The following is a 21,930-nucleotide window of genomic DNA, read 5'->3' on the forward strand; positions in this document are numbered from 1 at the left end:
CGGGGGGACGAGCGCCGGGTAGGTAGGGTGCGTGGCCGACAAACTCGCGAAATATCGGAGTAAGCGGGACGCCAGCCGTACCCCCGAGCCCGTCCCCCAGCAACCACCCCAGCAGGGGGACGACCGCGCGTTCGTGATCCAGGAGCACCACGCGCGGTCACTGCACTGGGACCTGCGCCTGGAGCGCGACGGCGTGCTCGTCTCCTGGGCGGTGCCGAAGGGACTTCCGGCCGATCCGCGGGTCAACCACCTGGCCGTGCACACCGAGGACCACCCGATGGAGTACCTCGGCTTCCACGGCGAGATCCCCACCGGCGAGTACGGCGCGGGCAGCATGACGATCTGGGACACCGGCACCTACGACACGGAGAAATGGTCGGAGCGCGAGGTCAAGGTGGTGCTGCACGGCGAGCGCGCCCAGGGCCGGTACGTGCTGTTCAGGACCGACGGCAAGAACTGGATGATCCACCGCATGGACCCGCCCGCCGTGGACCCGCTGCCGCCGCTGGAGCCGATGCTGCCGGTCAGACGCGCCAAACTCCCCCGCGACCAGGAGGCCTACGCCTTCGAGTTCGCCTGGGGCGGCAGCCGCGTGCTGGTCCACGTGGACGGCGGGCGGACCGACCTGGCCCGCGAGTTCTCCTGGCTGCGCCCGATGGCCGAGGCGTTCGGCAGCAGGAGCGCGGTCCTCGACGGCGAGATCGTCCGGCTGGGCGACTCGGAGATCCTGGTCTGCACCGATCTGCTCTACGACGACGGCCACTCGCTGGTGGCCAGGCCGTTCACCGAGCGCCGCGCGGCCCTGGACGCGCTGGACCTCTCGGGCGCGCGCTGGCAGACCGCCCCGTCCTGGCCCGCCCAGGCCCAGCCCGTACGGCAGGCCGCCCGCGAGCAGGGCCTGCCGGGAATCGTCGGCAAGCGCCTCGACTCCCCCTACGAACCAGGCCACTCAAAATGGTGGGCGTTCATCCCCACATAACAGCCATAATCGGCACGTGCACCTCACCAGCATCACGCCCGACCAGCGGCTTCTCGACCTCCAGCACGCCGCCTACGCCATCGAGGCCGAGATCATCGGCGACGACCGCATCCCCCCGCTCCACGAGGACCTGACGGCTCTGAGAAGGGCGCCGCTCTCCTGGCTGGGCGCCTTCGACGACGAGGGAACGCTGACCGGCGCGGTCGCCTGGGAGGAGAGCGCCGACTTGGTCGACATCAACCGGCTGGTCGTGGACCCGGGCGCGCTGCGGCAGGGCATCGGCCGCACTCTGGTCAAGGAGGTGCTGGCCCGAGCCGGCGGCCGCAAGGTGATCGTCTCCACCGGCCGGGACAACACGCCGGCGCGCACCCTGTACGAGCGCCTCGGGTTCACGAACACCGGCGACGCCGAGGTGATCCCGGGCCTGTGGATCACCTCATACGAGCTCTAGCTCCGCCCACAACTCCTCCGGCACCGGTTCGGCCCACAAAGCGGCGTTGCGGCGTACCTCATCGGCCGAGCGGGCGCCGAGCACGACGGTCGCGACGGCCGGATGCCGCGCGGGGAAGGCCATCGCGGCCTGGGGCAGCGTGACGCCGTGCCGCCGGCAGACCGCGGCCAGCCGCCGGGCCCGTTCCAGGAGCGGCGCGGCGGCCGGCTGGTAGTCGAAGGTGCCGCCGGGCTCATCGGTGGCCAGCATGCCGCTGTTGAAGACGCCCGCGGCCAGCACCTTGACGCCCTTGGCCGCGCAGGCGTCCAGCAGCGGCAGGCCGGAGCGGTCGAGCAGGGTGTAGCGGCCGGCCAGCATGACCACGTCGACGTCGGTGTCGCGGACGAACCTGGCGGGCGCCTGCCACTGGTTCATGCCGAGGCCGATGGCCTTGACCACGCCCTCGGCGCGCAGCTCCTCCAGCGCCGGGTACGCCTCGGCCAGCGCCTGGCCTTCGTGGGCGTCGGGGTCGTGGATCAGGGCGACGTCCACGTGGTCGAGGCCGAGCCGTACCAGAGACTCGTCGAGGGAACGGCGCACACCGTCGCGCGAGAAGTCCCACACGCGGCGCTCGGCGGCGACGACGTCGAAGCCCTCGTCGTCCCTGGCCGGGCCGGCGGGCACCAGGCGGCGGCCGACCTTGGTGGACAGCACGTAGCCGTCGCGTCCGGCCAGGGCGGCGCCGAGGCGGCGCTCGGACAGGCCCAGCCCGTAGTGGGGCGCGGTGTCGAACAGCCGCACGCCCGCCTCCCACGCGGCGTCGACCGTGGCGCGGGCCTGCTCGTCCGTGACGGCGGTGAACAGGTTGCCGAGCGGCGCGCCACCAAGCCCGAAGTCAGGAAATTTCATGTCATCTCCCAGACCAGGCGCAGGCCGCCGGAGTCCTTGTCGAAGTCGCCGTCGAGCAGCCTGTTCATCTTCGCCTGCCACGCCCGGTCGGCCGGATGGTCCTTCATCGCCGCCTGGAACGCGGCGTAGTCCTCGACCTCGACCAGGTGGAACAGGTCCAGTCCTTCGCGCCAGATACGCCAGGACCGCACGCCGTGCTCACGCATCGCCGCCTCCAGCTCGGCCGGGATGGCCGCGTGCTCGCGGTCGTAAAGCTGCTCGGCGCCGGGTTTGAGCCGGGAGCGCAGCGCGAGCCGTTCCATCAGTCTTGAGCCTTTCCGCCGGCGATGCGGCTGATCATGAGAGCGATGAGGATGATCGCGCCGTAGACGACCGGCTGCCAGAAGCCGGAGACGCCCTTGAGCGTGAGGATGTTCTGCACCAGGCCGATCACCAGCACGCCGGTGAGCGCGCCGAGGATCGTGCCCTTGCCGCCGTCCATGCTGACGCCGCCGATGACGGCGGCGGCGAAGACCATGAAGATCCAGCCGACGCCCATGTTGCTGCCGATGGCGCCCAGGCGGCCCGTCTCCAGGATGCCCGCCAGCGCCGCCAGCATGCCGCCGATGACGAAGACGCCGAACAGCACCCGGTGCACCCGGATGCCCGCGGCACGGGCGGCGTCGGCGTTGCCGCCGATCGCGTAGAGCGAGCGGCCGGCGCGGGTGTAGCCCAGGACGAAGATGCCCGCCGCGAACAGCACCCCGGCGATCCAGATCGCCGCCGGAAGCCCCAGCCAGGTGACGCTGCCCAGGTAGAGGATGGAGTCGGGTAGCTGGAAGAGCGTCTTGCCCTCGGTCGGGCCGAGCAGCAGGCCGTGCACGATGATCAGCATGGCCAGCGTGACGATGAACGCCGACAGCTGGAACCTGATGATCAGAAACCCGTTGAAGGCCCCGATGGCCGCGCCCACGAGCAACGCCAGCGGGATCACCAGCGCGCCCGGCAGCCCGAGCCCGAATCCGCCCGCCGCCGCGGGGATGACCAGCATCACCGCGATCGCCGGCGCGGTGCCGACCGTCGACTCCAGCGACAGGTCGAACTTCCCGGCGATCAGGATCATCGCCTCGGCCAGCACCAGCAGCGAGATCGAGGCCTGCTGCTGCAAGATGTTGCTGATGTTGCCGCCGGTCAGGAAGACCGGGTCGGTGAACGCGCCCACGACGAGCAGGAGCACGATCACCGGGACGAGGGTCAGGTCGCGGAAGCGGGTCAACCGCAGGGCCGGCCCGTGGGCGCCCGGCTCCACGTCCGGCTTGTAGAAGGGTTTGACGCTCACTGTTCGATGCCCTCCATGACGGCCACGAGCTCGTGGTCGGTCCAGCCGCGCGGCACGTCCTTGACGATCCTGCCGTGGAACATCACCAGCACCCGGTCGCAGATCCGCAGGTCGTCGAGCTCGTCGGAGACCAGCACCGCCCCGGCGCCCTGCTCGACCGCGTCCTCGACCGCGCCCAGCAGCGCCTGCTTGGACTTCACGTCGACCCCCGCGGTGGGGTTCATGACGACCAGCGCGGTGGGGTCGTCCACGAGCGCGCGGGCGAAGACGACCTTCTGCGCGTTCCCGCCCGACAGCTCGGCGACGGGCTGGTCGGGCCCGCCGGTCTTGATGTCGAGCTCTCTGATCATCTGTTTCGCCCGGGTACGGCGCCGCCCCGGCGAGACCAGGCCGAAGCTGCCCAGCCTGCGCATGACCGGCATGGTGCTGTTCTCGCCCACCGACAGCAGGGGGACGAACCCTTCGTGATGCCGGTCCTCCGGCACGAATCCGAGCCCGGCGGCCAGGAACGCGGGCACGTCGCCGGGCTTGGGCCGCCGGCCGTTGACCGTGATCCGGCCGGTGTCGGGTTTACGCAGCCCGGCCAGCGTCTCGGCCAGGCCGATCTTGCCGCTGCTCGCCGAGCCGGCCAGGCCGACCACCTCGCCCGCGCGCACGCTCAGGCCGACGCCTTCGTAGCGCCCGCGCAGGGACAGGCCCGTCGCCTCCAGGACCACCAGGTCACGGGCCCCGCGCCGCCCGGTCCGTTGGGCGGCGGCCGCGGCCTCGCCGGTCATCGCCGAGACGAGTTCGTCGTGCGGGAGGTCGGCGACCGGCCTGGTCATGACGTGCCGGGCGTCGCGGAAGACGGTGACGCTCTGGCAGATCTCGTAGACCTCGTCGAGGTGGTGGGAGATGTACATCATCGTCACGCCCTGCTCGCGCAGCGTCCGCATGCGGGTGAACAGCCGCTCGATGGCCGGGCCGTCCAGGCGGGCGGTGGGCTCGTCGAGGATGATGAACGTGGCGCCGAACGACAGCGCGCGGGCGATCTCCACGAGCTGGCGCTGCTCGACGCCGAGGTCGCCGGCCAGCGCCTCCGCGTCGACGTCCACCTCGTAGGTGGCCAGCAGGTCGCGGGCCTTGGAGCGCAGCTCGCGCCACTTGACGAAGCGGCCCTGGCGATTGAGGAAGAGGTTCTCCGCGACCGTCAGGGCGGGGATGATCGTGGACTTCTGGTAGACGCAGGCCACCCGCCGCCGCCAGGCGTCCCGGTCGGCGAGCGCGGGGGCGGCCTCACCGGCGAACAGCACCTCGCCCTGGTCGGGGCGCTGGAGCCCGGTCAGGATCGACACGAGCGTGGACTTGCCCGCGCCGTTCCTGCCGACGAGCGCGTGGGTCTGGCCAGGGGCGATCTCGATGCCCGCGTCGTTCAGCGCGGTGGTGGGTCCGAAACGCTTCGTGATATTTCGGGCTTCAACATGAAATCTCATTACTTGACCTGGTTACCCCAAAGCTTCTGGTCATCCACGTTCTCCTTGGTGATGAGCGGGGCGGGAAGCTGGTCCTCCAGGCCGTTCGGCAGCTCGATGATCGTGCTGTCGTGGTCGGTCGGGCCCGGCTTGAACGTCTTGCCCTCGGTCGCCGCCTTGGCGTAGAACAGCGCGTACTTGGCGTAGAGGTCGGCCGGCTGCGAGACCGTCGCGTCGATGTCGCCCTCGCGGATCGCCTCGAACTCCTGCGGGATGCCGTCGTTGGAGACGACGAAGACGTGCTTGGGGTCGGCCGGCGGGACGAGCAGGCCCTTGGTCTTCAGCACCTGCAGCGTCGGGGCCAGGTGAACACCGCCCGCGTGCATGTAGATGCCCTTGATATCGGGGTTCTGCTCCAGGCGGGTCTGCAGCATGGACGCGGCCTTGCTGCCCTCCCACTCCGTCGGCTCGCTGAAGACCGTGATGCCGGGGAACTTGCTCTTCATGCACTCCGCGAACGCCTCGGAGCGGTCGCGGCCGTTGATCGAGCCGAGGGCGCCCTGGAGCTGGACGACCTTGCCCTTGCCGCCCAGCTTCTCGCCCAGGAACTCGCAGGCCTTGGTCCCGTACGCGCGGTTGTCGGCGCGTACCACCATGAAGACCTTGCCCTTGTCGGGGCGGGTGTCCACGGAGACGACCGGGATCTTCTTGTTCTCCAGTTGCTGGAGCGTGGTGGCGATGGCGCCGGTGTCCTGCGGGGCCATCACGATCGCCTTGGCGCCCTGGCCGGTCAGCGCCTGGACGTTGCTGACCAGCTTGGAGACGTCGTTCTGGGAGTTGGTCGGGTTCAGCTTGTCGACCTTGAGCTCGGTGGCCATCTGGTCGACGTACTTCATGTAGGAGTTCCAGAAGTCGGAGTCGGCCCGGGGGTGGTCGATGCCGACCTTGCCGCCGGCTCCGCCCGCGGCCGGGGCGCCGGTCGAGCCGCAGGCCGTAACCATCGTGAGAAGAGCCGCCGAGGCGACCACGGATCCGATCTTCATGTGCCAGAGATCCTGTTCGTTGGGGGGTGTTCCTTGGCTAGGTGGCCGGGCGCAACCTCAATCCGTGCATGCCGCCGTCTACCGCGAGCACCGTGCCCGTGGTCGCGGCGGCCTCGGGACCGGCCAGGTAGGCGATGGCCGCGGCGACCTCCTCGGCGCTGACCAGGCGGCCCATCGGCTGCCTGGCGTTGAGCGCCCGGCGCTCGGCCTCGGGGTCGTCGGCGGCGTCGAGCAGCCTGGCCACCCAGGGGGTGTCCGCGGTGCCCGGGTTGACGCAGTTGACGCGGATGCCCTCGCGGACGTGGTCGGCGGCCATCGCCAGCGTCAGCGACATGACCGCGCCCTTGGTGGCGCTGTAGAGCGCGCGGTTCGGCAGGCCCGCGGTGGCCGCGATCGAGCACGTGTTGACGATCGCGGCGTGCTCACTCCTCCTGAGGTACGGCAGCGCCGCCCTGGCCACCCTGACCATGCCGAAGACGTTGACGTCGAAGACCTTCCGCCACTCCTCGTCAGGATTGTCCTCGATGGTGCCCTGGGCCCCGATTCCGGCATTGTTGATCAGGACGTCGATGCCGCCGAGCCGGTCGGCTGCTTCGGCGATGGCCGCGCGTACCTGGGCATCATCCGTCACATCCGCCTTTATCCCGATAAAGGGCTCGCCGGGCGGATTGACGTCCAGGCAGGCGACGGTCATCCCCTTCGCGGCCAGCGCGGTCGCCGCGGCCAGGCCGATGCCGGAGCCGCCGCCGGTGACGATGGCCTTGAGGCTCACTGGTCCCTCCATACTTCGCCGCCCGGATAGACGTGGGCGGCGATCGACTCGGGGTGCATCTCCGCGCTGAACCCCGGCATGGACGGCGCCACGTAGTTGCCGTTCTCGATCACGACGGGGTCGGCGAAGTGCTCGTGAAGGTGGTCCACGTACTCGATGACCCGGCCGTCCAGCGAGCCGCTCACCGCGACGTAGTCGAACATCGCCAGGTGCTGCACCAGCTCGCACAGCCCCACGCCGCCCGCGTGCGGGCAGACCGGCACCCCGAACTTGGCCGCGAGCAGCAGGATCGCGATGTTCTCGTTCACCCCGCCGACCCTGGCCGAGTCGAGCTGCAGGTAGGAGATGGCGCCGGCCTGAAGGAGCTGCTTGAAGACGATGCGGTTCTGCACGTGCTCGCCGGTGGCGACCGGGATCGGGCGGATGCCCTGGGCGATCGCCGCGTGACCGAGCACGTCGTCGGGGCTGGTGGGCTCCTCGACCCAGTGGGGCGTGAACTCGCGCAGCGCGTTCACCCACGCGATAGCAGAGGCGACGTCCCAGCGCTGGTTGGCGTCGATGGCGATGGGGAAGTCGGGGCCGCACACCTCGCGAGCGGTGCTGAACCGGCGGATGTCATCTTCGAGGTCGGCGCCGACCTTGAGCTTGATCTGCTTGAAGCCCTGGTCGAGCGCCTCCTTGCAGAGGCGGCGGAGCTTGTCGTCGTCGTAGCCGAGCCAGCCGGGCGAGGTGGTGTAGGCCGGGTAGCCATCGGCCTGCAGCTTGGCGGCGTGGGCCGAACGGGCCGGCTCCGCCTTCTTCAGGATCTGGAGAGCTTCGTCCGGGGTGAGGGCGTCGCTCAGATAGCGGAAGTCGACCAGGTCCACGATCTCCTCGGGGGACATCTCGGACAACAGTCGCCAGAGCGGCTTGCCGTGCCTCTTGGCCTTGAGGTCCCACAGCGCGTTGACGACGGCGGAGATCGCCATGTGCATGACGCCCTTCTCGGGCCCCAGCCACCGCAGCTGCGAATCGTTGACCAGCTCCTTGTACAACGCCCCGAGGTCCTCGGCGTCCCTGCCGATCACGTACGGCTTCAGCGCGCCGATGGCCGCCGTCTGCACGTCGTTGCCCCGCCCGATCGTGAACGCGAACCCGTGCCCCTCGAACCCGTCATCGGTCTTGAGCACCACATACGCGGCGGAGTAGTCAGGATCCGGATTCATCGCGTCAGACCCGTCCAGCTCCCGCGAGGTCGGGAAGCGGATGTCGTGGGTCTCCATCTCCACGATCCGGTACGGCGCCGCCGTCATGCCTGGCCCACCCTCTGGCGCTGGCGGCCGAGACCGGCGATCTCCAGCTCCATGACGTCACCGGCCCGCAGGTACGGCTGGCCGGGCAGCCCCAGCGCCACCCCGGCCGGAGTACCCGTGTTGACCACGTCACCCGCCTCCAGCACCATGAACTGGCTCAGGTACCGCACGACCTCCGCCACATCGAAGATCATGTTCTTGGTGTTGCCGTCCTGGCGCGGCTCGCCGTTGATCCACAGGCGCATGGCCAGGTTCTGCGGGTCGCCCACCTCGTCGGCGGTGACCAGCCAGGGGCCGAGCGGGTTGAACGTCTCACACGACTTGCCCTTGTCCCACTGACCGCCGCGCTCCAGCTGGAACTCCCGCTCGGAGACGTCATTGGAGATCGCGTAGCCGGCGATCACGTCGAGCGCGGCCTCGCGACTGTCCAGGTAGCGCGCCGTCCTGCCGATGACGACCGCGAGCTCGACCTCCCAGTCGGTCTTGACGGAGCCGCGCGGCACCAGAACCTCGTCGTCGGGGCCGACCACGGTGTTGGGCGCCTTCATGAAGACGACCGGCTCCTCCGGCTCCTGCGCGCCGGACTCGGCGGCGTGGTCACGGTAGTTCAGCCCGATGCAGACGACCTTCCCTGGCCGGGCGACGGGCGCCCCGATCCGCAGGCCCTTCCCCTCGAACAGCGGCAACCGGCCGCCGTCCAGCGCGTCGCGGACGCGCGCCACTCCCCCGGAAGCGAAGAAAGCCCCGTCGATCTCGGGCTCTCCTATGTCGCGCAGGTCACCGGCGGCGTCCATCACCACCGGGCGCTCCTGGCCGACAGGTCCAACTCGCAGCAGCTTCACACCGCATCCCTCAGCTATACATCGGATGTCTCGACCTCTGATGCTCGTACCCGGGTGGGGAGCTGTCAAGTCGGGGACGGGGGATACATCCGATCCGTGACCTCGGGATTTCTCGCGTTCATGTGCAACCGGTTGCACTGCCGTGCACCGTGCGTCACTTGTGTCGCAGCTTCCCCTGATGCACCCGGAAACATCGGAGGTGGCCCGTTCTCTGGGCGAGGGCAGACCTCCTACCTTGCCGGGCGTTTCGGCGGGCCGTACCTCATGAGGGTGGGTTGACGTGGCGGGCGTCGCGTAATAGAACACGTTTCAGTGCGGTGATTGACCAAGCGCTAGATCAAAGGGGTGGAACGGGTGCTCGTTGACCTCGTTGACCAGGACCGGTACGCCGATTCCGGACCGCCACACGAGCAGCTCCGGTGGCTGCGTGAACATGATCCCGTTCACTGGCACCCCGGCGAACCCGGCTTCTGGGCGGTCACCAGGTACGACGACGTCGTGCACGTCTCGCGGCACTCCGAGTTGTTCTCCTCCTCGCGGCGGCTGGCGCTGTTCAACGAGATGCCGGAAGAGCAGCGGGCCATGCAGCGCCTGATGATGCTCAACCAGGACCCGCCCGAGCACACGCGGCGCCGCTCGCTGGTCAACCGGGGGTTCACGCCGCGTACCATGAACGCCCTCGAACCCCACATCCGCGACATCTGCGACGACCTCCTCGACAAGTGCTCCGGCGAGGTCGACTTCGTCACCGAGATCGCCGCGCCCCTGCCCCTGTACGTGATCTGCGAGCTGCTCGGCGCGCCGGTGGCCGACCGGGACAAGGTGTTCACCTGGTCCAACAAGATGATCGGCGCCCAGGACCCCGACTACGCCGCCTCTCCCGACGAGGGCGGCGCAGCGGCCATGGAGGTCTACGCCTACGCCAACCAGCTCGCCGCCCAGCGCCGCGGCGCGCCGCGCAACGACATCGTCACCAAGCTCATCCAGCCCGACGAGAACGGCGAGACGCTCGACGAGAACGAGTTCGACCTGTTCGTGCTGCTGCTGGTGGTGGCAGGAAACGAGACCACCCGCAACGCGGCGTCCGGCGGCATGCTCGCCCTTTTCGACCACCCCGAGCAGTGGTCCCGCATGGTGGCCGACCCCGCCCTGTCCCGCACCGCGGCCGACGAGATCGTGCGCTGGGTCTCGCCCGTGAACCTCTTCCGCCGCACCGCCACGGCGGATGTGCTGCTGTCCGGGCAGCAGATCCGCGAGGACGACAAGGTCGTCGTGTTCTATTCGTCGGCCAACCGGGACTCTTCGGCGTTCGCGCAGCCCTATTCGTTCGACATCGGGCGTGACCCCAACCCGCACATCGGGTTCGGGGGCGGCGGGGCGCACTTCTGCCTTGGGAACCATCTGGCGAAGCTGGAGTTGCGGGTGCTGTTCGAGCAGCTGGCGGTACGGTTTCCGCGGCTGCGGCAGACGGGGGAGGTGCGGCGGTTGCGCTCGAACTTCATCAACGGCATCAAGGAACTCCCCGTGCGGCTCGATTAGCTCACCTCGCCCCGACTTTGTGACGGGCACGGGCGGCCTGCGGCTTAGCCGCAGGCGAGATCGCGGCGGCGCAAGCCGTACAGGCCGAGGGCCGTCAGCGCGGCGGCGAGTGCGACCAGGAGCACCGTGGCCACCGGGGCGAACGCCCCCAGCGGGTGCCAGGGCAGGTGAGACAGCACCGACGTGTTCACCACCCACTCCGGCAGGCTCATGTAGGACCCCAGGATCTGCACGAATCCGCTGTACACGAGCACGGCCCAGGCCGCGCTCATGGCCCGTGGGGCGAGCCCGAGCAGGGCGGCGGGGATGGCGAGCAGCGTCAGCACCTCCGGGGCGCGGATCGTGCTCGCCCGGAAGACCTCTCCCACGAGGCCGGGATCGCCGGTGGACAGGGCGGCGCCGATGCCGAGCGCGGCGCCGTAGACCGCCGGCAGTACCACCACGGCGAGCGCGGTGACCAGCAGGGACGACAAGTACCACGTCGCTCTGCCGGTCGGCCCGGCCAGTACGGGACCGATCCGGCCGCGTACCTCCTCCGCCCGGAGCCGGATGACCGACAGGACCGCGAAGACGCCGGTGTAGAGGGACCCGGTGAACACCATGAGGCTGAGCCAGGCTCGCCCGAAGTCCGCGCCGGCGGAGAAGATGGGGAGATTGGTCTGCTCCATTCCCCCGGTCATGGCGCCCAGGACGAGGCCGATGGCGAGGAACGCGGCTCCCCACCCGGCGATGGTCGCCTGCTGGAGTCGCAGGGCGAGCGTGAACGGCGTGCGCAGCCACGAAGGCGCCGAGGCCCGGCCCGGGCGGGAGACCACCATGGAGGCGCCGAGATCCCTGCGGCTCGACAGTGAGAAGGCGCCCACGACCAGGAGCCCGGCGAGGACAACCGAAAGGCCGAGCGGCCACCAGCGCTCGTCGGCCAGCGTCCGGGTCTGCTGTGACCAGCCGATCGGGGACAGCCAGAACAGCGGACCGCCCTCCTGGCCCTGCATCGCTCCCGCGCCGCGCAGGAGCCACGCGGCGAAGAGCACGATGCCCGCGAGCCCGTTGGCGCCTCTGGGGTGTTCGGTCACCTGGACGGTGACCGCGGTGACCCCGGCGAACACCAGCCCGGCCGCGGCGAGGGACGCGCCGAACAGCAGGGCGCTGCCGACGGGGAACCCGATGGTGCTCGCCGCGGCAGCGGTGAGGACCGCCAGCGCGGCATTGCTGATCAAGGCGACGATCAGCGCCGCGGTGAGCTGGGCGTGTCTGCCGACGACGGCCGCCCGGATGAGTTCGGCCCGGCCCGACTGCTCTTCCGCCCGGGTGTGCCGGGTGACGAGCATCATGTTCATGATCGCGGCGGCCAGCAGGAACTCGACCCAGTAGGCGGCGAGGAAGTAGCTCTGCGTGGTGACCTCGCCGAAGAGGGGCCCGCCGAGCACTCTCATGAAGGAGACGCGGATCATCTGCGCGGCTTGGGCCAAGGCCTCTGGCGTCGGGACGACCGCGTTCACGGCGGCGGAATGGAAGCGTGGGACGAGAACCGTGATGGCGACCAGCCACAGGGTGAGTTTGATCCGGTCGCGGCGCAGCGCCAGCCGTACCATGGCGCCGGTGCCGGTCAGGTGGTCGCTCACCCCTCTCGATCCGGTACGGCCGCGCGCCGTGGACACCGAGGCGGTCATGCGGCCTCCTTGGTCCCGTAGTGCCGGAGCATGAGCTCTTCGAGCGTCGGCGGGTGGCTGACCAGCGAGTGGATGCCGAAACCGGCGAGGAGCCTTACGGCGGCGTCGAGGTGTTCGGTGTCCACGCTGAACCGCACGCTGCCGCCCTCGATCTTCGCGTTGTGGACACCGGGCAGCTCGTCGAGGCCGCTGACCGGGGCGGTGGTCTCGGCGACGATCGCCGTCCGGGTCAGGTGCCGCATCTGCGCCAGCGTCCCCGACTCCACGACCTTCCCTTCCCGGATGATGGTGATCCGGTCGGCGAGGGTTTCGACCTGGGCGAGGATGTGGCTGGACAGCAGGATGGTGCGGCCCGCGGCCTTGGCTTCGGCGACGACCTGCTGGAACACCGCCTCCATCAGCGGGTCAAGCCCGCTCGTGGGCTCGTCGAGGATCAGCAGCTCCACGTCGGCGGAGAGGGCGGCGACGAGGGCGACCTTCTGGCGGTTGCCCTTGGAGTAGGTCCGTGCCTTCTTCTTCGGATCGAGCTCGAACCGCTCGATCAGCTCGTTCCTGCGCTGGTCGTCGAGCCCGCCACGCAGGCGGCCGAGCACGTCGATGGCCTCGCCTCCGGTGAGGTTGGGCCACAGCTCCACATCGCCCGGCACGTACGCCAGGCGGCGGTGCAGCGCGACGGCGTCGGCCCAGGGGTCGGCGCCCAGCAGCCTGACGTTGCCGGAGGTGGCCCGTATCAGGCCCAGCAGGATGCGGATGGTGGTGCTCTTGCCCGCGCCGTTCGGGCCGAGGAAGCCGTGCACCTGTCCGGCGCTCACGGTGAGGTTGAGCCCGTCGAGGGCGCGTACCGGCCCGTAGGCCTTGACGAGCCCGGAAATGGCGATCGCAGGGGTCATGGGGTTTCTCCGAATTGCGGGTCTCGTTGGGCCGGTGAGGAGGCGACCCTGGATCTCCTCGCCGGGTGAAGGTGCCGACGCGCGGCAGGGTCTCCAGTAGGCGTCGGGGAATGCCGGTTATCGTGCGTTTCGGTGCCACTCCGTGCTCATGCGGAGCCGGTGACCCGCGCGTCGAACTCGCGGTCGGAAAGGGACCTTTTGAGGCTCAGGAGGGCTTCGGCCTGCCAGCCCACGACGTAGCGGGTCTCCGGCCGATCCGACTCGACGGCCCGCAGGATCGCGGTCGCGACGACGCCGGGGTCTGAGGCCTGGTCGCTCTGGTGGCCCACCTGCGCCTCGGCAGCGCCCGCCATGGCCTCGGCCATCTGCCGGTAGGGCCCGTCTCCGGAGATCTCCCGCAGCTGCCGCGCGGTCCCGGACTCGAAATCGGTCTTGATGATGCCCGGCTGGATGACGACGACCTCGATGCCGAACTGCCGGGTCTCCATGCGGAGCGTGTCGGAGAAGGCCTCAAGGGCGTGCTTGGAGGCGTAGTACCAGGCGCCGAGCGGCAGGGCGAGCTCGCCCCCGATCGAGGACACGTTGACGATCGTGCCCGATCGCCGCCGGCGCATGTGCGGCAGGACGAGCTGGACCAGCCGGGCCGGCGCGAACACATTGACCTCGAACGCGTCTCGCGCCATCTCCAGTGGTGTGTCCTCGGCCGCGCCGTGCACGACGGCTCCCGCGTTGTTCACCAGGACGTCGATCCGCCGGTGTTCGTCCAGGATGGTGCGGACGGCCCGCTGGCGGTCTTCTTCCTTGGTCACGTCCATCTGAAGCGCGTGACCTCCCGCTTCACGGATCGCCCCCATCAGGTGCGAGCGCCGCGCCGCGCCGTACACGATGTGTCCCGCGCGCAGGAACTCGAGCGCGGTGGCGTGGCCGATGCCGGATGAGGCGCCGGTTACGAGGCATACTTGGGCAGCCATGTCAGAGGCCTCCTAGACATTCGGAAAGCTACGCGTCCCGGGCGACCGGAAGTTCGTGGACGCCGTAGACGGCCAGGCGCCGGCTGACCAGGGCGGGGATCTGTAGTTCCGCACGGGCCGGCTGCCGGCCGAGGCACTGGTGGATGCCGTGGCCGAAGGCGACGTGCCCGCCGTCCCGGTGGAGCGGGTCGAGGTTGGCCGCCGAGATCGAGACGGTCACCGTTTCGCTTGCCTTGATCAGCTCGACGTCCTCCAGAGCGGTGCGGATCGTGAACGGGGTGATGCTCAGCGGACGGCCTTCGCGAAGTCGCGTGAGTCCGAAGGGGTGCTCCGTGACGCGCTCCGTCGGCAGCGCGGGCGCGGGATTCGGCTGGGTCATGTCGGTTCTCTCCGCGCGAACGGCCATCGTTCACGCATGAGGAAAGCTACGGACGTGTTCGAGAAACCTGCAAGTCAAACGCCCTATCTCTGCAGGTCAGAGCGTATTGATTGGCGCAACGACCTTGTCGGCAAATGCAACAACTGCCCAGCGGGTGTCGCATTCAGGCCGCTCCTGGCGACATACTTGGGCACGTGCGACAACCTGGGAGGAGCATGTGCCGGGAGGTCACCTGACGTACGAGGACCGCCGCAAGATCGCCGAAGGACTGGCTGAAGGGCTCGCCTATGCGGAGATCGCCCGTCGCCTGTCGCGGCCGAGGTCGACCATCGGCCGCGAGATCGCTCGCAACGGTGGCCCGCACGGCTACCACGCGGCCCGGGCGCAGCAAGCGACCGGATGGCGCGCCCGCCGCCGGCCGACCCCGCCGCTGAGCACGCCGGCCATCGTGGACGCCGGCAGTCGTGACCCGCAGACGGTGCGCGAATACGAGCAGAAACTCACCGGGCTGATGTCAGGAGGGTGGCCGCCGATGGCCGCCAAGGTGCTGGTCTGCCTGCTCACCAGCGACAGCGGCAACATGACCGTCGCCGAGCTGATCGAGCGGCTGCGGGTCAGCCCCGCGTCGATCTCCAAGGCCGTCGGCGCGCTCGAGCAACTGGGGCTCCTCAAGCGCGAACGTGACAACCGGCGTGAGCGGTACTTCATCGACGACGACGTCTGGTACCGGGCGTGGCTGGTGGGCACCCGGTCGCTGGCGTTGTGGGCCGACACCATCGAGGAGGGCGCCGACGTCCTCGGCGCTCATAGCCCGGCCAGCATCCGGCTCCGGACCGCGAGCCGGTTCTTCCAGCTCCTCAGCTCGGACATGGCCCAGGCGGCCGAACACTACCGGCAAGCCTTCTCCTCCGGCACCGGGGCAGCCACGCGCTGACCGCACCCTTTTTTCGTGCACCCCCTCCGCCACCTCACCGCCGACCGCTGACCGACCCGCCCACCCCCGCCGAGCCCTTGACCGCCCACCTGACGGCGCTCACCACCGAACCCCTGACCGCCCACCTGACGGCGCTCACCACCGACACCACCGCCGCGCCACCCAGCCCGAAGACCAGCCCGCCCGGTCACCCTCGCGCACGCCTGCCGCGGTTTCGTGCTCGCCGGCTTCGTCAGCGGCCTGCTCGACCAGCGTGCGATCCCCCGCCGCGACGCCTTCGCCGTCAGCGACGACTCCTGTGAGCGCACCGACGCCGGGCTGACCGAGGTGCTCGGCGAGCAGATGCGGCGCCGACCTGGCCACACCGCTCCGCAGCGGCGAGGCAGAGCTGGTCGACGAGGCGGTGACCGCTGGTGATGTAGGTGATGGCGACGGCTTCGGTGGTGGCGAAGTCGATGAGGCTGAGGTGGGCCATTTGCGGGTGAGAGCTTTTCGATCAACAGATCGTGGTCAAGAACACCGTTGAAGCCGGCTATCCGTCACGTACCCGTCTGTTCGTCGGCGGAGCCGGAGGGACGCGAGAGCTCGATGCGCCGCCGCATCACATCGACCTGCTTGATCTGCACGGTCACCGTTTCGCCCACCGCCGGCGGTTCGACGCCGAGCTCAGCGCTTGGAAGCAAGCCCTCGAACCCGCGGTCGGTGTCCTCCACGCGTACGAACACACCGAAAGGCACGACCTTGGTGACGGGGCCGGTGACGATACGGCCGACGCTTCGCCGCAGGTCGCGAAGCGGATCGTTCTCAAGGGCTTTGAGGGACAGCGAGACCCGGCGGCGCCGGAGATCGATGTCGAGAATCTCGGTGGTGATCTCCTGGCCCACAGCGACGACGTCGCTCGGATGGTCGATCGGCCGCCATGACAGCTCGGGGATATTGATCATCGCGGTGAAGCCGCCGATGTCGACGAACGTGACGCCGAAGCCGGCGATCTCGATGACGGTTCCCGTGACGATCTGGCCGCGGCGCAGAGTCCGCAGGAGGTCCGGTTCGGGGTCGCGATGCGGTTGCTCGGCCATCAGGGGCGCCCGTTCGGGTCGTCGGCAGGGATGGGCGGGGCGGCATCGTCCAGCAGTTCGAGCGCCTCGGTGTAATAGCGGCGGCGTTCGGCGATGACTTGCTCGACTTGCTCGTCGGTGACGTCGGACAGCTTCCGGAGATCGAGAATCTGCCGCCGATCCTCCCAGGTCCCATTGGAAGGCAGACCGCGTTCGTCGGTGCCGCCCTCGAACGCGAGCAACGGCCAGAGCTCAGGGTCTTGGAGCGGCCACTCGGCTCGCAGGGCGGGGGCATCGTCGGGCCCGGTCATGCGGATGGGCCCGTTTTGGTCGGTTCATCGGTGGTGAGGTAGCGGTGTAGCGAGGTCTTGGGGATGCCGGTCTTGGCGGCGATAACGCCGAGTGAGTCGCCCTGGGCTTTGAGGAGACGCGCGTACTCGATCTTGTCCTCGGGGTGAGCGACGGGGCGGCCGATGCGCCGGTCATGAGCTTCGGCGACGCTGCGGGCGTGGGCGGCGCGTTCAGCGGTGAAGGTGCGCTCCATCTCGGCGAACAGGGCCAGCAGAAGGAAGGCGATCCTCGCCATGCCCTCGTCGGCGGTGTTGATCGGCAGCGGGTCCGCCAGCGACCGTACTCCGATGCCGCGTTCAGACAGATCATGGACAAGATTGAGTACTTCGCGAAGGTTGCGACCGATCCGGTCGAGAGTGTGCACGACGATCACGTCGCCGGGCCGGGCGTAGGCCAGCAGCCGGTTCAGGCCGTCGCGGTCGACGGTGGTGCCGGTCTTCGTGTCGACGTAGATCTGGGCTTCAGGGATGCCGACGGAAGCGAGCGCGTCGAGCTGCCGGTCCAATGACTGCTTTGTGGTGGATACGCGGGCATAGCCCAGTTCCAGCCCATCCTGGGGGCGTCCGGGGTTTGCCATCCGCCCACCGTACCGAAGTTCGTCTCCGTACGGCAGTTTCGGAACGCCATGGGGGATGTCTGTCGGCGTCCGATTTCGAGTGCTCGCGCGACGGGCTCTCGAACTGTTCCTCTTCCAGGGTGTGGAACGCGGTCGCGCGGACCAGCCGGTAGTTAAGGCCTGTGGTGGATCATGGGTACGGCGCGGCCGTACTTGAGTTCGATGCGGTCGTTCGTGCGCGGCCCTACATGTAGTTCGGCGTCGCGCTGGACGATCCGAGGCTGCCGGCCGAGATGCTCTCAGCCGCGGCCCGGCACGCACTCCACCCGGCAACCCGAGTCGCCGACGAGCACTCGTGCCCACCCGATCCGCGCGCAACGCCCGAGCGGCGAAGCCGCCGTAGCGTCCGAGCGGCGTCCGAGCGGCGAAGCCTCCCGGATTGCCGTGCCGCCCTCCGGGCCGTGCAGCGGTTCCCTCAGCGGCGGAGTGGTCGGGCACGGTGGCCGGGTCTGACTGCATGAGGCGAGCCGTGCCGGAACGGCCGGATCTGGTTGTGGGCTCGTGGGGCTGTGGAAACCCGCTCCCCATCCACAGAACCCCGTTCGCCCCCACCCAACCCGGCCCCCACAAGCCACCCTGAACCCGTGACCGACACCCTCACCACGGGCTCCCTCCTCGACCGCACCCGCCTGCTCACGCAGCTGGTCCCGAGCGCCGTGGCCATCCGCCGTACGGCCGCGCACGTCTGGGGCCTGCACGCCATGCCCGACGGCACACGCGAGGAGGGCTGGCCGGTAGAGCTGGCCATCCCGATCCACATGGACATCCCCGGCTGCCAGGCGTACGAGCTGTCGCTCCCGCCGGCCGACACCACCACACACAAGGGAATCCGCCTGACCACCCTCGAACGCACCGCCCTGGACTGCGCCCGAACCCTCCCCAGAATCGACGGCATCGCCATCGTCGACCAGTTCCTGAGGCGAGGCGTGAGGATCGCCGACCTCCGCACCCAGGCGACCGCCTTCACTCACCTCCTGCAAACCCTGAGCATGGCCGACAGCGGCGCCGCCTCCCCCAGGGAAAGCAGCCTCCGAGTGACCTTCCTGGAAGCCGGCCTCCCCCGCCCCACCACCCAGATACACGTGATCCTCCCCGACACCCGCCACGCCTACCTGGACCTCGGCTGGCCCGCCTACCACCTGGCAGTCGAGTACGACGGCCGCGACCACCACTCATCCCCCGAGGACCGCGCCAGAGACACAACCCGCCGAACAAGCCTGGAATCCATGGGCTGGCACATCATCCCCGTCCGCCGCGACGTGGTCCCCGCCCGCATGGGCGACCTCCTGGAGCAGGTGGCCAACTCCCTCATCGAACGCGGCTGGCGCCCTCACCCAGACGAGACCACCCGCATCCTGTCCCACATCCGCAAAGCCCGCCGCCACCCCAACGGCCCCCGCCCCCACCTCCGCCGAAAACCCTGACACCACGGCCCCAACACGCCACGGCACCACCCTCCCCGGCACCCCGCCCTGGCTTGCCGCCCAGCCTCCGCTTCCGCCTCAGACCGCAACGCCCCCAGCCGCCATCTCCGCCGCACACCCTGACGTCACGGCCCCAGCACGCCGTGGCACCGCTTTTCCCGGGCGCCAAGGTGGCCCCTAGCCTCTCTGGCACCCCACTATCCAGCCCCGCTCCCCCACTTCCTGCCGCCCTGCTTTCCCACCTGCTCAAGCACCCATACGGGCGCGCCAGCCCCTGCGCCGGAGGCGCCCGATCAAACCCCGAGCGCAGCGAGGACCGGCGCGTGGTCGGGCGCCGGTCCGACTGGAAGCACGCGCGAAGCGAAGCGGGGCACCGCTGAACCAGGGCGCGGGCTCCACCTGCCCAACCACTTAGCTGGGCAACGGGTGGGCCTCAAGAGGGCGGCCGATCGGAGGAAGGACCTTCAGGGGCTGAGCTTCAACTCGACTGGAGCAACGCCTGGAACCCCACACGCGACATGCGCGCCAAAGTGAAAGACCGTTCTACGGCCAGGAGGAGTCCTGGTCGGGGTCGCCGCCGTTGGACAGGAGGCGGATGTCGGATTCGACCATCATGGCGACCAGGTCGTCGAAGGAGACGGTGGGTTCCCAGCCGAGCTGTACCCGGGCCTTCTTGGGGTCGGCGCACAGCAGATCCACCTCGGCGGGGCGGTGGAGGGTCTGGTCGCGGACGACGTACTGCTCCCAGTCCAGGCCGGCGGCGGTGAAGGCGGCCTCGACCAGTTCGCGTACCGACTTCATCCGGCCGGTGCCGATCACGTAGTCCTCGGGGGCGGCGGCCTGGAGCATGAGGTGCATGGCGCGGACGTAGTCGCCGGCGAAGCCCCAGTCGCGGCGCGCCTCCAGGTTGCCCAGCCGCAGCTCGGAGGCCAGGCCGAGTTTGATGCGGGCCACCCCCAGGGTGACCTTCCTGGTGACGAACTCGGCGCCCCGGCGCGGGGATTCGTGGTTGAACAGGATGCCGGAGACGGCGTACATGCCGTAGGACTCGCGGTAGTTCTGGGTGAGGAAGTGCCCGTAGGCCTTGGCCACGCCGTACGGCGAGCGGGGGTGGAAGCCGGTGCGCTCGTTCTGGGGCGTCTCGGTGACCTGGCCGAACATTTCGGAGGACGAAGCCTGATAAAAGCGCATCTGCCCGGAGCGGGTGCTTGAACCTCGGGAAACACCGGAACACACGCGGATGGCCTCCAGCATGCGCAGCACGCCCATACCGGTGACCTCGGCGGTCAGCTCGGCCTGCTCCCAGGACATGGGCACGAAGGAGATGGCGCCCAGGTTGTAGACCTCGTCGGGCTGAACGCGTTCCACCGCCGAGATCAGCGACCCCTGGTCGAGCAGATCGCCCCGCACCACCTGAACGTCCGCGAGGAGCTTACGCATGCGCGACACCCGCGGGTTGGCCTGCCCTCGGGCCAGACCCCAGACCTCGTACCCCTGGGCGAGCAGGTGCTCCGCCAGATAGGAACCGTCTTGGCCGGTGATGCCGGTGATCAGAGCGCGCCTGGCCAACGGGTCCTCCAACTATCGCAACCACGTCCGTTGGGACGGGAATGTACAGCTACGCGTCTCGAACAGCACCAAGCCAGCTAGAACAGGTTCCACCGAACTACGTTCGGTCACGCCAACGTCGCAGTTCGCGAGGGCTGCGAGCCGGGGTAGGAACAATTCCAGATGACCTACCGAATGGTAGCCTTTTCCAACTAAGGTCATCTTTCACGGTACACGCCCGTCTCAGGTGTCTACCGGCGGAGAAAGGGGTGTCCGTGAATGACACGCTGCGGATCGCGCTGTTGTCCTACCGCAGCAAGCCGACCTGTGGCGGTCAAGGTGTCTACCTTCGGCACCTGAGCCGCGAACTCGTCGCCCTCGGACACCATGTCGAGGTCTTCTCCGGCCAGCCGTACCCCGAGCTCGATGAGGGTGTGATCCTCAACAAGGTCCCGAGCCTCGACCTCTACCGCGACGAAGACCCGTTCCGGACCCCCAAACTGCACGAATACCGCGACTGGATCGACTGGCTCGAAGTCGGGACCATGTGGACCGCGGGCTTCCCCGAGCCGCTGACCTTCACGTTGCGCGCCTACCGCGAGCTGAAGAAGCGCGTCGGCGACTTCGACGTCGTCCAGGACAACCAGACGCTCGGGTACGGCCTGCTCGGCATCCAGAAGCTTTTCCCGGTCGTCGGCACCATCCACCACCCGATCAGCGTGGATCGCCGCATCGAGCTGGAGGCGGCCAAGGGCGGCAAGAAGCTGAGCATGCGCCGCTGGTACGGGTTCGTGAAGATGCAGGCCAAGGTCGCACCGCGGCTGAGCCCGATCCTGACGGTGAGCGAGTCAAGCCTGGCCGACATCCACCGCGACTTCAACGTCCCGCAGGCCAACATGCGCCTGATCCCCCTCGGCGTCGACACCCGATATTTCCACCCGAGGCCCGAAAAACCCCGGAAAAAGGGCTCGATCGTCGCCGTAGCCAGCGCCGACTCGCCCATGAAGGGTGTGTCCACCCTGCTCAGAGCCGTGGCCAAGCTGGCGACCGAACGCGACGTCACCCTGACCGTCGTCAGCAAGCCCACGCCCGGCGGCCCCACCGAGCAACTCGTGCAGGAGCTCAGCCTCCAGGACCGCGTCACGTTCGTGCACGGCATCTCCGACGACGAGCTGGGCGAGCTGATCGCCACCTCGGAGATCTCGGTCGTCCCCTCGCTCTACGAGGGCTTCTCGCTGCCCGCCGTGGAGCACATGGCCTGCGCAACGCCGCTGGTGGCCAGCCGTACCGGAGCGTTGCCCGAGGTCGTGGGCGACGCGGCCATCCAGGTGGCGCCCGGTGACCCGGAGGAGTTGGCCGCGGTGCTGCGCCGCCTGCACGACTCCCCCGAAGAGCGTGAGGCGGTGGGCAAACGCGGTTACGACCGCGTCATGGAGCGCTACACCTGGCACGTCGTCGCCAAGCGGACCGTCGAGGCCTACCGAGAGGCCATCCAGAACAGAGGAGCACGCTGA

At 69.2% G+C, this 21,930-nt stretch carries 23 protein-coding genes; 7 read left to right on the plus strand and 16 right to left on the minus strand.

Annotated features, from left to right (window positions below; genetic code table 11):
- Nucleotides 1-31: 31 nt before the first annotated feature.
- Nucleotides 32-979: a DNA polymerase ligase N-terminal domain-containing protein gene (locus ACFWYW_RS19055; protein WP_379612121.1), complete on the plus strand. Its 948-nt coding sequence runs from the start codon at nucleotides 32-34 to the stop codon at nucleotides 977-979.
- A gap of 16 nt (nucleotides 980-995) precedes the next feature.
- Entirely contained in the window at nucleotides 996-1,430 is a 435-nt protein-coding gene (locus ACFWYW_RS19060; RefSeq protein WP_379612123.1) for a GNAT family N-acetyltransferase, read from the plus strand.
- Here ACFWYW_RS19060 and ACFWYW_RS19065 read toward each other — a convergent pair.
- From ACFWYW_RS19065 to ACFWYW_RS19100, 8 genes are read right to left on the minus strand one after another with little or no spacing between them, the layout of a single operon-like run.
- Nucleotides 1,416-2,318 carry an aldo/keto reductase gene (locus ACFWYW_RS19065; protein WP_379612124.1) on the minus strand — a complete coding sequence of 301 codons (903 nt, stop codon included), beginning with the start codon at nucleotides 2,316-2,318 and terminating at the stop codon, nucleotides 1,416-1,418. The genes ACFWYW_RS19060 and ACFWYW_RS19065 overlap by 15 nt on opposite strands.
- Nucleotides 2,315-2,620 carry an L-rhamnose mutarotase gene (locus tag ACFWYW_RS19070; RefSeq protein ID WP_379612125.1) on the minus strand — a complete coding sequence of 102 codons (306 nt, stop codon included), beginning with the start codon at nucleotides 2,618-2,620 and terminating at the stop codon, nucleotides 2,315-2,317. Before ACFWYW_RS19070 ends, ACFWYW_RS19065 begins: the two co-directional genes overlap by 4 nt.
- A complete protein-coding gene (locus ACFWYW_RS19075) occupies nucleotides 2,620-3,636 on the minus strand; it encodes an ABC transporter permease (RefSeq protein ID WP_379612126.1) in 1,017 nt (338 codons plus the stop codon). The genes ACFWYW_RS19070 and ACFWYW_RS19075 overlap by 1 nt, the downstream gene beginning before the upstream one ends.
- The gene (locus tag ACFWYW_RS19080; RefSeq protein WP_379612127.1) at nucleotides 3,633-5,108 is read right to left on the minus strand and encodes a sugar ABC transporter ATP-binding protein; all 1,476 of its coding nucleotides are present in this window, start codon (nucleotides 5,106-5,108) and stop codon (nucleotides 3,633-3,635) included. Before ACFWYW_RS19080 ends, ACFWYW_RS19075 begins: the two co-directional genes overlap by 4 nt.
- Entirely contained in the window at nucleotides 5,108-6,130 is a 1,023-nt protein-coding gene (locus ACFWYW_RS19085; protein ID WP_379612128.1) for a sugar ABC transporter substrate-binding protein, read from the minus strand. The genes ACFWYW_RS19080 and ACFWYW_RS19085 overlap by 1 nt, the downstream gene beginning before the upstream one ends.
- Before the next feature lie 37 nt (nucleotides 6,131-6,167).
- Entirely contained in the window at nucleotides 6,168-6,902 is a 735-nt protein-coding gene (locus ACFWYW_RS19090; protein WP_312896761.1) for an SDR family oxidoreductase, read from the minus strand.
- Entirely contained in the window at nucleotides 6,899-8,194 is a 1,296-nt protein-coding gene (locus tag ACFWYW_RS19095) for an L-fuconate dehydratase (protein WP_379612129.1), read from the minus strand. Before ACFWYW_RS19095 ends, ACFWYW_RS19090 begins: the two co-directional genes overlap by 4 nt.
- A complete protein-coding gene (locus tag ACFWYW_RS19100; protein ID WP_379612130.1) occupies nucleotides 8,191-9,036 on the minus strand; it encodes a fumarylacetoacetate hydrolase family protein in 846 nt (281 codons plus the stop codon). Before ACFWYW_RS19100 ends, ACFWYW_RS19095 begins: the two co-directional genes overlap by 4 nt.
- Before the next feature lie 354 nt (nucleotides 9,037-9,390).
- Between ACFWYW_RS19100 and ACFWYW_RS19105 the strand changes: the two genes are divergently transcribed.
- Nucleotides 9,391-10,575, plus strand: a complete 1,185-nt coding sequence (locus ACFWYW_RS19105) for a cytochrome P450 (RefSeq protein ID WP_379612131.1) — start codon at nucleotides 9,391-9,393, stop codon at nucleotides 10,573-10,575.
- Between the two features lie 44 nt (nucleotides 10,576-10,619).
- Here ACFWYW_RS19105 and ACFWYW_RS19110 read toward each other — a convergent pair whose 3' ends face one another.
- From ACFWYW_RS19110 to ACFWYW_RS19125, 4 genes are all read right to left on the minus strand, one after another.
- Entirely contained in the window at nucleotides 10,620-12,245 is a 1,626-nt protein-coding gene (locus ACFWYW_RS19110) for an ABC transporter permease (RefSeq protein ID WP_379612133.1), read from the minus strand.
- Entirely contained in the window at nucleotides 12,242-13,135 is an 894-nt protein-coding gene (locus ACFWYW_RS19115) for an ATP-binding cassette domain-containing protein (protein WP_379612135.1), read from the minus strand. The genes ACFWYW_RS19110 and ACFWYW_RS19115 overlap by 4 nt, the downstream gene beginning before the upstream one ends.
- A gap of 146 nt (nucleotides 13,136-13,281) precedes the next feature.
- Nucleotides 13,282-14,106 (minus strand): oxidoreductase, encoded by an 825-nt coding sequence (locus ACFWYW_RS19120; protein WP_379612136.1) that lies wholly within the window; start codon nucleotides 14,104-14,106, stop codon nucleotides 13,282-13,284.
- A 28-nt stretch (nucleotides 14,107-14,134) separates the two neighbouring features.
- On the minus strand, nucleotides 14,135-14,485 hold the full coding sequence (locus ACFWYW_RS19125) for a hypothetical protein (RefSeq protein ID WP_379612137.1): 351 nt from the start codon (nucleotides 14,483-14,485) through the stop codon (nucleotides 14,135-14,137).
- A 217-nt stretch (nucleotides 14,486-14,702) separates the two neighbouring features.
- On the opposite strand from ACFWYW_RS19125, the gene ACFWYW_RS19130 reads away from it, so the two are divergent.
- Entirely contained in the window at nucleotides 14,703-15,419 is a 717-nt protein-coding gene (locus tag ACFWYW_RS19130; protein WP_379612139.1) for a helix-turn-helix domain-containing protein, read from the plus strand.
- Between the two features lie 216 nt (nucleotides 15,420-15,635).
- Nucleotides 15,636-15,836 (plus strand): hypothetical protein, encoded by a 201-nt coding sequence (locus ACFWYW_RS19135; protein ID WP_379612140.1) that lies wholly within the window; start codon nucleotides 15,636-15,638, stop codon nucleotides 15,834-15,836.
- Nucleotides 15,837-15,958: 122 nt separating this feature from the next.
- Here the strand turns inward: ACFWYW_RS19135 and ACFWYW_RS19140 are convergent, their stop codons facing one another.
- From ACFWYW_RS19140 to ACFWYW_RS19150, 3 genes are all read right to left on the minus strand, one after another.
- The gene (locus tag ACFWYW_RS19140; RefSeq protein WP_379612141.1) at nucleotides 15,959-16,498 is read right to left on the minus strand and encodes a S1 RNA-binding domain-containing protein; all 540 of its coding nucleotides are present in this window, start codon (nucleotides 16,496-16,498) and stop codon (nucleotides 15,959-15,961) included.
- Nucleotides 16,498-16,719 (minus strand): hypothetical protein, encoded by a 222-nt coding sequence (locus ACFWYW_RS19145; protein ID WP_379612142.1) that lies wholly within the window; start codon nucleotides 16,717-16,719, stop codon nucleotides 16,498-16,500. Before ACFWYW_RS19145 ends, ACFWYW_RS19140 begins: the two co-directional genes overlap by 1 nt.
- 65 nt (nucleotides 16,720-16,784) lie before the next feature.
- Nucleotides 16,785-17,405 carry a recombinase family protein gene (locus ACFWYW_RS19150; RefSeq protein ID WP_379612143.1) on the minus strand — a complete coding sequence of 207 codons (621 nt, stop codon included), beginning with the start codon at nucleotides 17,403-17,405 and terminating at the stop codon, nucleotides 16,785-16,787.
- Nucleotides 17,406-18,028: 623 nt separating this feature from the next.
- Here ACFWYW_RS19150 and ACFWYW_RS19155 point away from each other — a divergent pair.
- Nucleotides 18,029-18,868 carry a DUF559 domain-containing protein gene (locus ACFWYW_RS19155; protein ID WP_379612144.1) on the plus strand — a complete coding sequence of 280 codons (840 nt, stop codon included), beginning with the start codon at nucleotides 18,029-18,031 and terminating at the stop codon, nucleotides 18,866-18,868.
- Nucleotides 18,869-19,411: 543 nt separating this feature from the next.
- Here ACFWYW_RS19155 and ACFWYW_RS19160 read toward each other — a convergent pair.
- Nucleotides 19,412-20,437 (minus strand): GDP-mannose 4,6-dehydratase, encoded by a 1,026-nt coding sequence (locus tag ACFWYW_RS19160; protein ID WP_379612145.1) that lies wholly within the window; start codon nucleotides 20,435-20,437, stop codon nucleotides 19,412-19,414.
- 248 nt (nucleotides 20,438-20,685) lie between these two features.
- On the opposite strand from ACFWYW_RS19160, the gene ACFWYW_RS19165 reads away from it, so the two are divergent.
- Nucleotides 20,686-21,930, plus strand: coding sequence for a glycosyltransferase family 4 protein (locus ACFWYW_RS19165; RefSeq protein ID WP_379612146.1), 1,245 nt, complete (start codon nucleotides 20,686-20,688; stop codon nucleotides 21,928-21,930).

Origin of the sequence: Nonomuraea sp. NPDC059023 (genome assembly GCF_042740095.1) — a bacterium.
In the GTDB taxonomy this organism is placed as follows: Bacteria; Actinomycetota; Actinomycetes; order Streptosporangiales; family Streptosporangiaceae; genus Nonomuraea.

Bases quoted from the DNA above. Each gene is read 5' to 3' on its own strand.
- ACFWYW_RS19065 (WP_379612124.1), bottom strand. From the start codon at position 2,318: ATGAAATTTCCTGACTTCGGGCTTGGTGGCGCGCCGCTCGGCAACCTG.
- ACFWYW_RS19070 (WP_379612125.1), bottom strand. From the start codon at position 2,620: ATGGAACGGCTCGCGCTGCGCTCCCGGCTCAAACCCGGCGCCGAGCAG.
- ACFWYW_RS19080 (WP_379612127.1), bottom strand. From the start codon at position 5,108: ATGAGATTTCATGTTGAAGCCCGAAATATCACGAAGCGTTTCGGACCC.
- ACFWYW_RS19085 (WP_379612128.1), bottom strand. From the start codon at position 6,130: ATGAAGATCGGATCCGTGGTCGCCTCGGCGGCTCTTCTCACGATGGTT.
- ACFWYW_RS19095 (WP_379612129.1), bottom strand. From the start codon at position 8,194: ATGACGGCGGCGCCGTACCGGATCGTGGAGATGGAGACCCACGACATC.
- ACFWYW_RS19110 (WP_379612133.1), bottom strand. From the start codon at position 12,245: ATGACCGCCTCGGTGTCCACGGCGCGCGGCCGTACCGGATCGAGAGGG.
- ACFWYW_RS19115 (WP_379612135.1), bottom strand. From the start codon at position 13,135: ATGACCCCTGCGATCGCCATTTCCGGGCTCGTCAAGGCCTACGGGCCG.
- ACFWYW_RS19120 (WP_379612136.1), bottom strand. From the start codon at position 14,106: ATGGCTGCCCAAGTATGCCTCGTAACCGGCGCCTCATCCGGCATCGGC.
- ACFWYW_RS19125 (WP_379612137.1), bottom strand. From the start codon at position 14,485: ATGACCCAGCCGAATCCCGCGCCCGCGCTGCCGACGGAGCGCGTCACG.
- ACFWYW_RS19140 (WP_379612141.1), bottom strand. From the start codon at position 16,498: ATGGCCGAGCAACCGCATCGCGACCCCGAACCGGACCTCCTGCGGACT.
- ACFWYW_RS19150 (WP_379612143.1), bottom strand. From the start codon at position 17,405: ATGGCAAACCCCGGACGCCCCCAGGATGGGCTGGAACTGGGCTATGCC.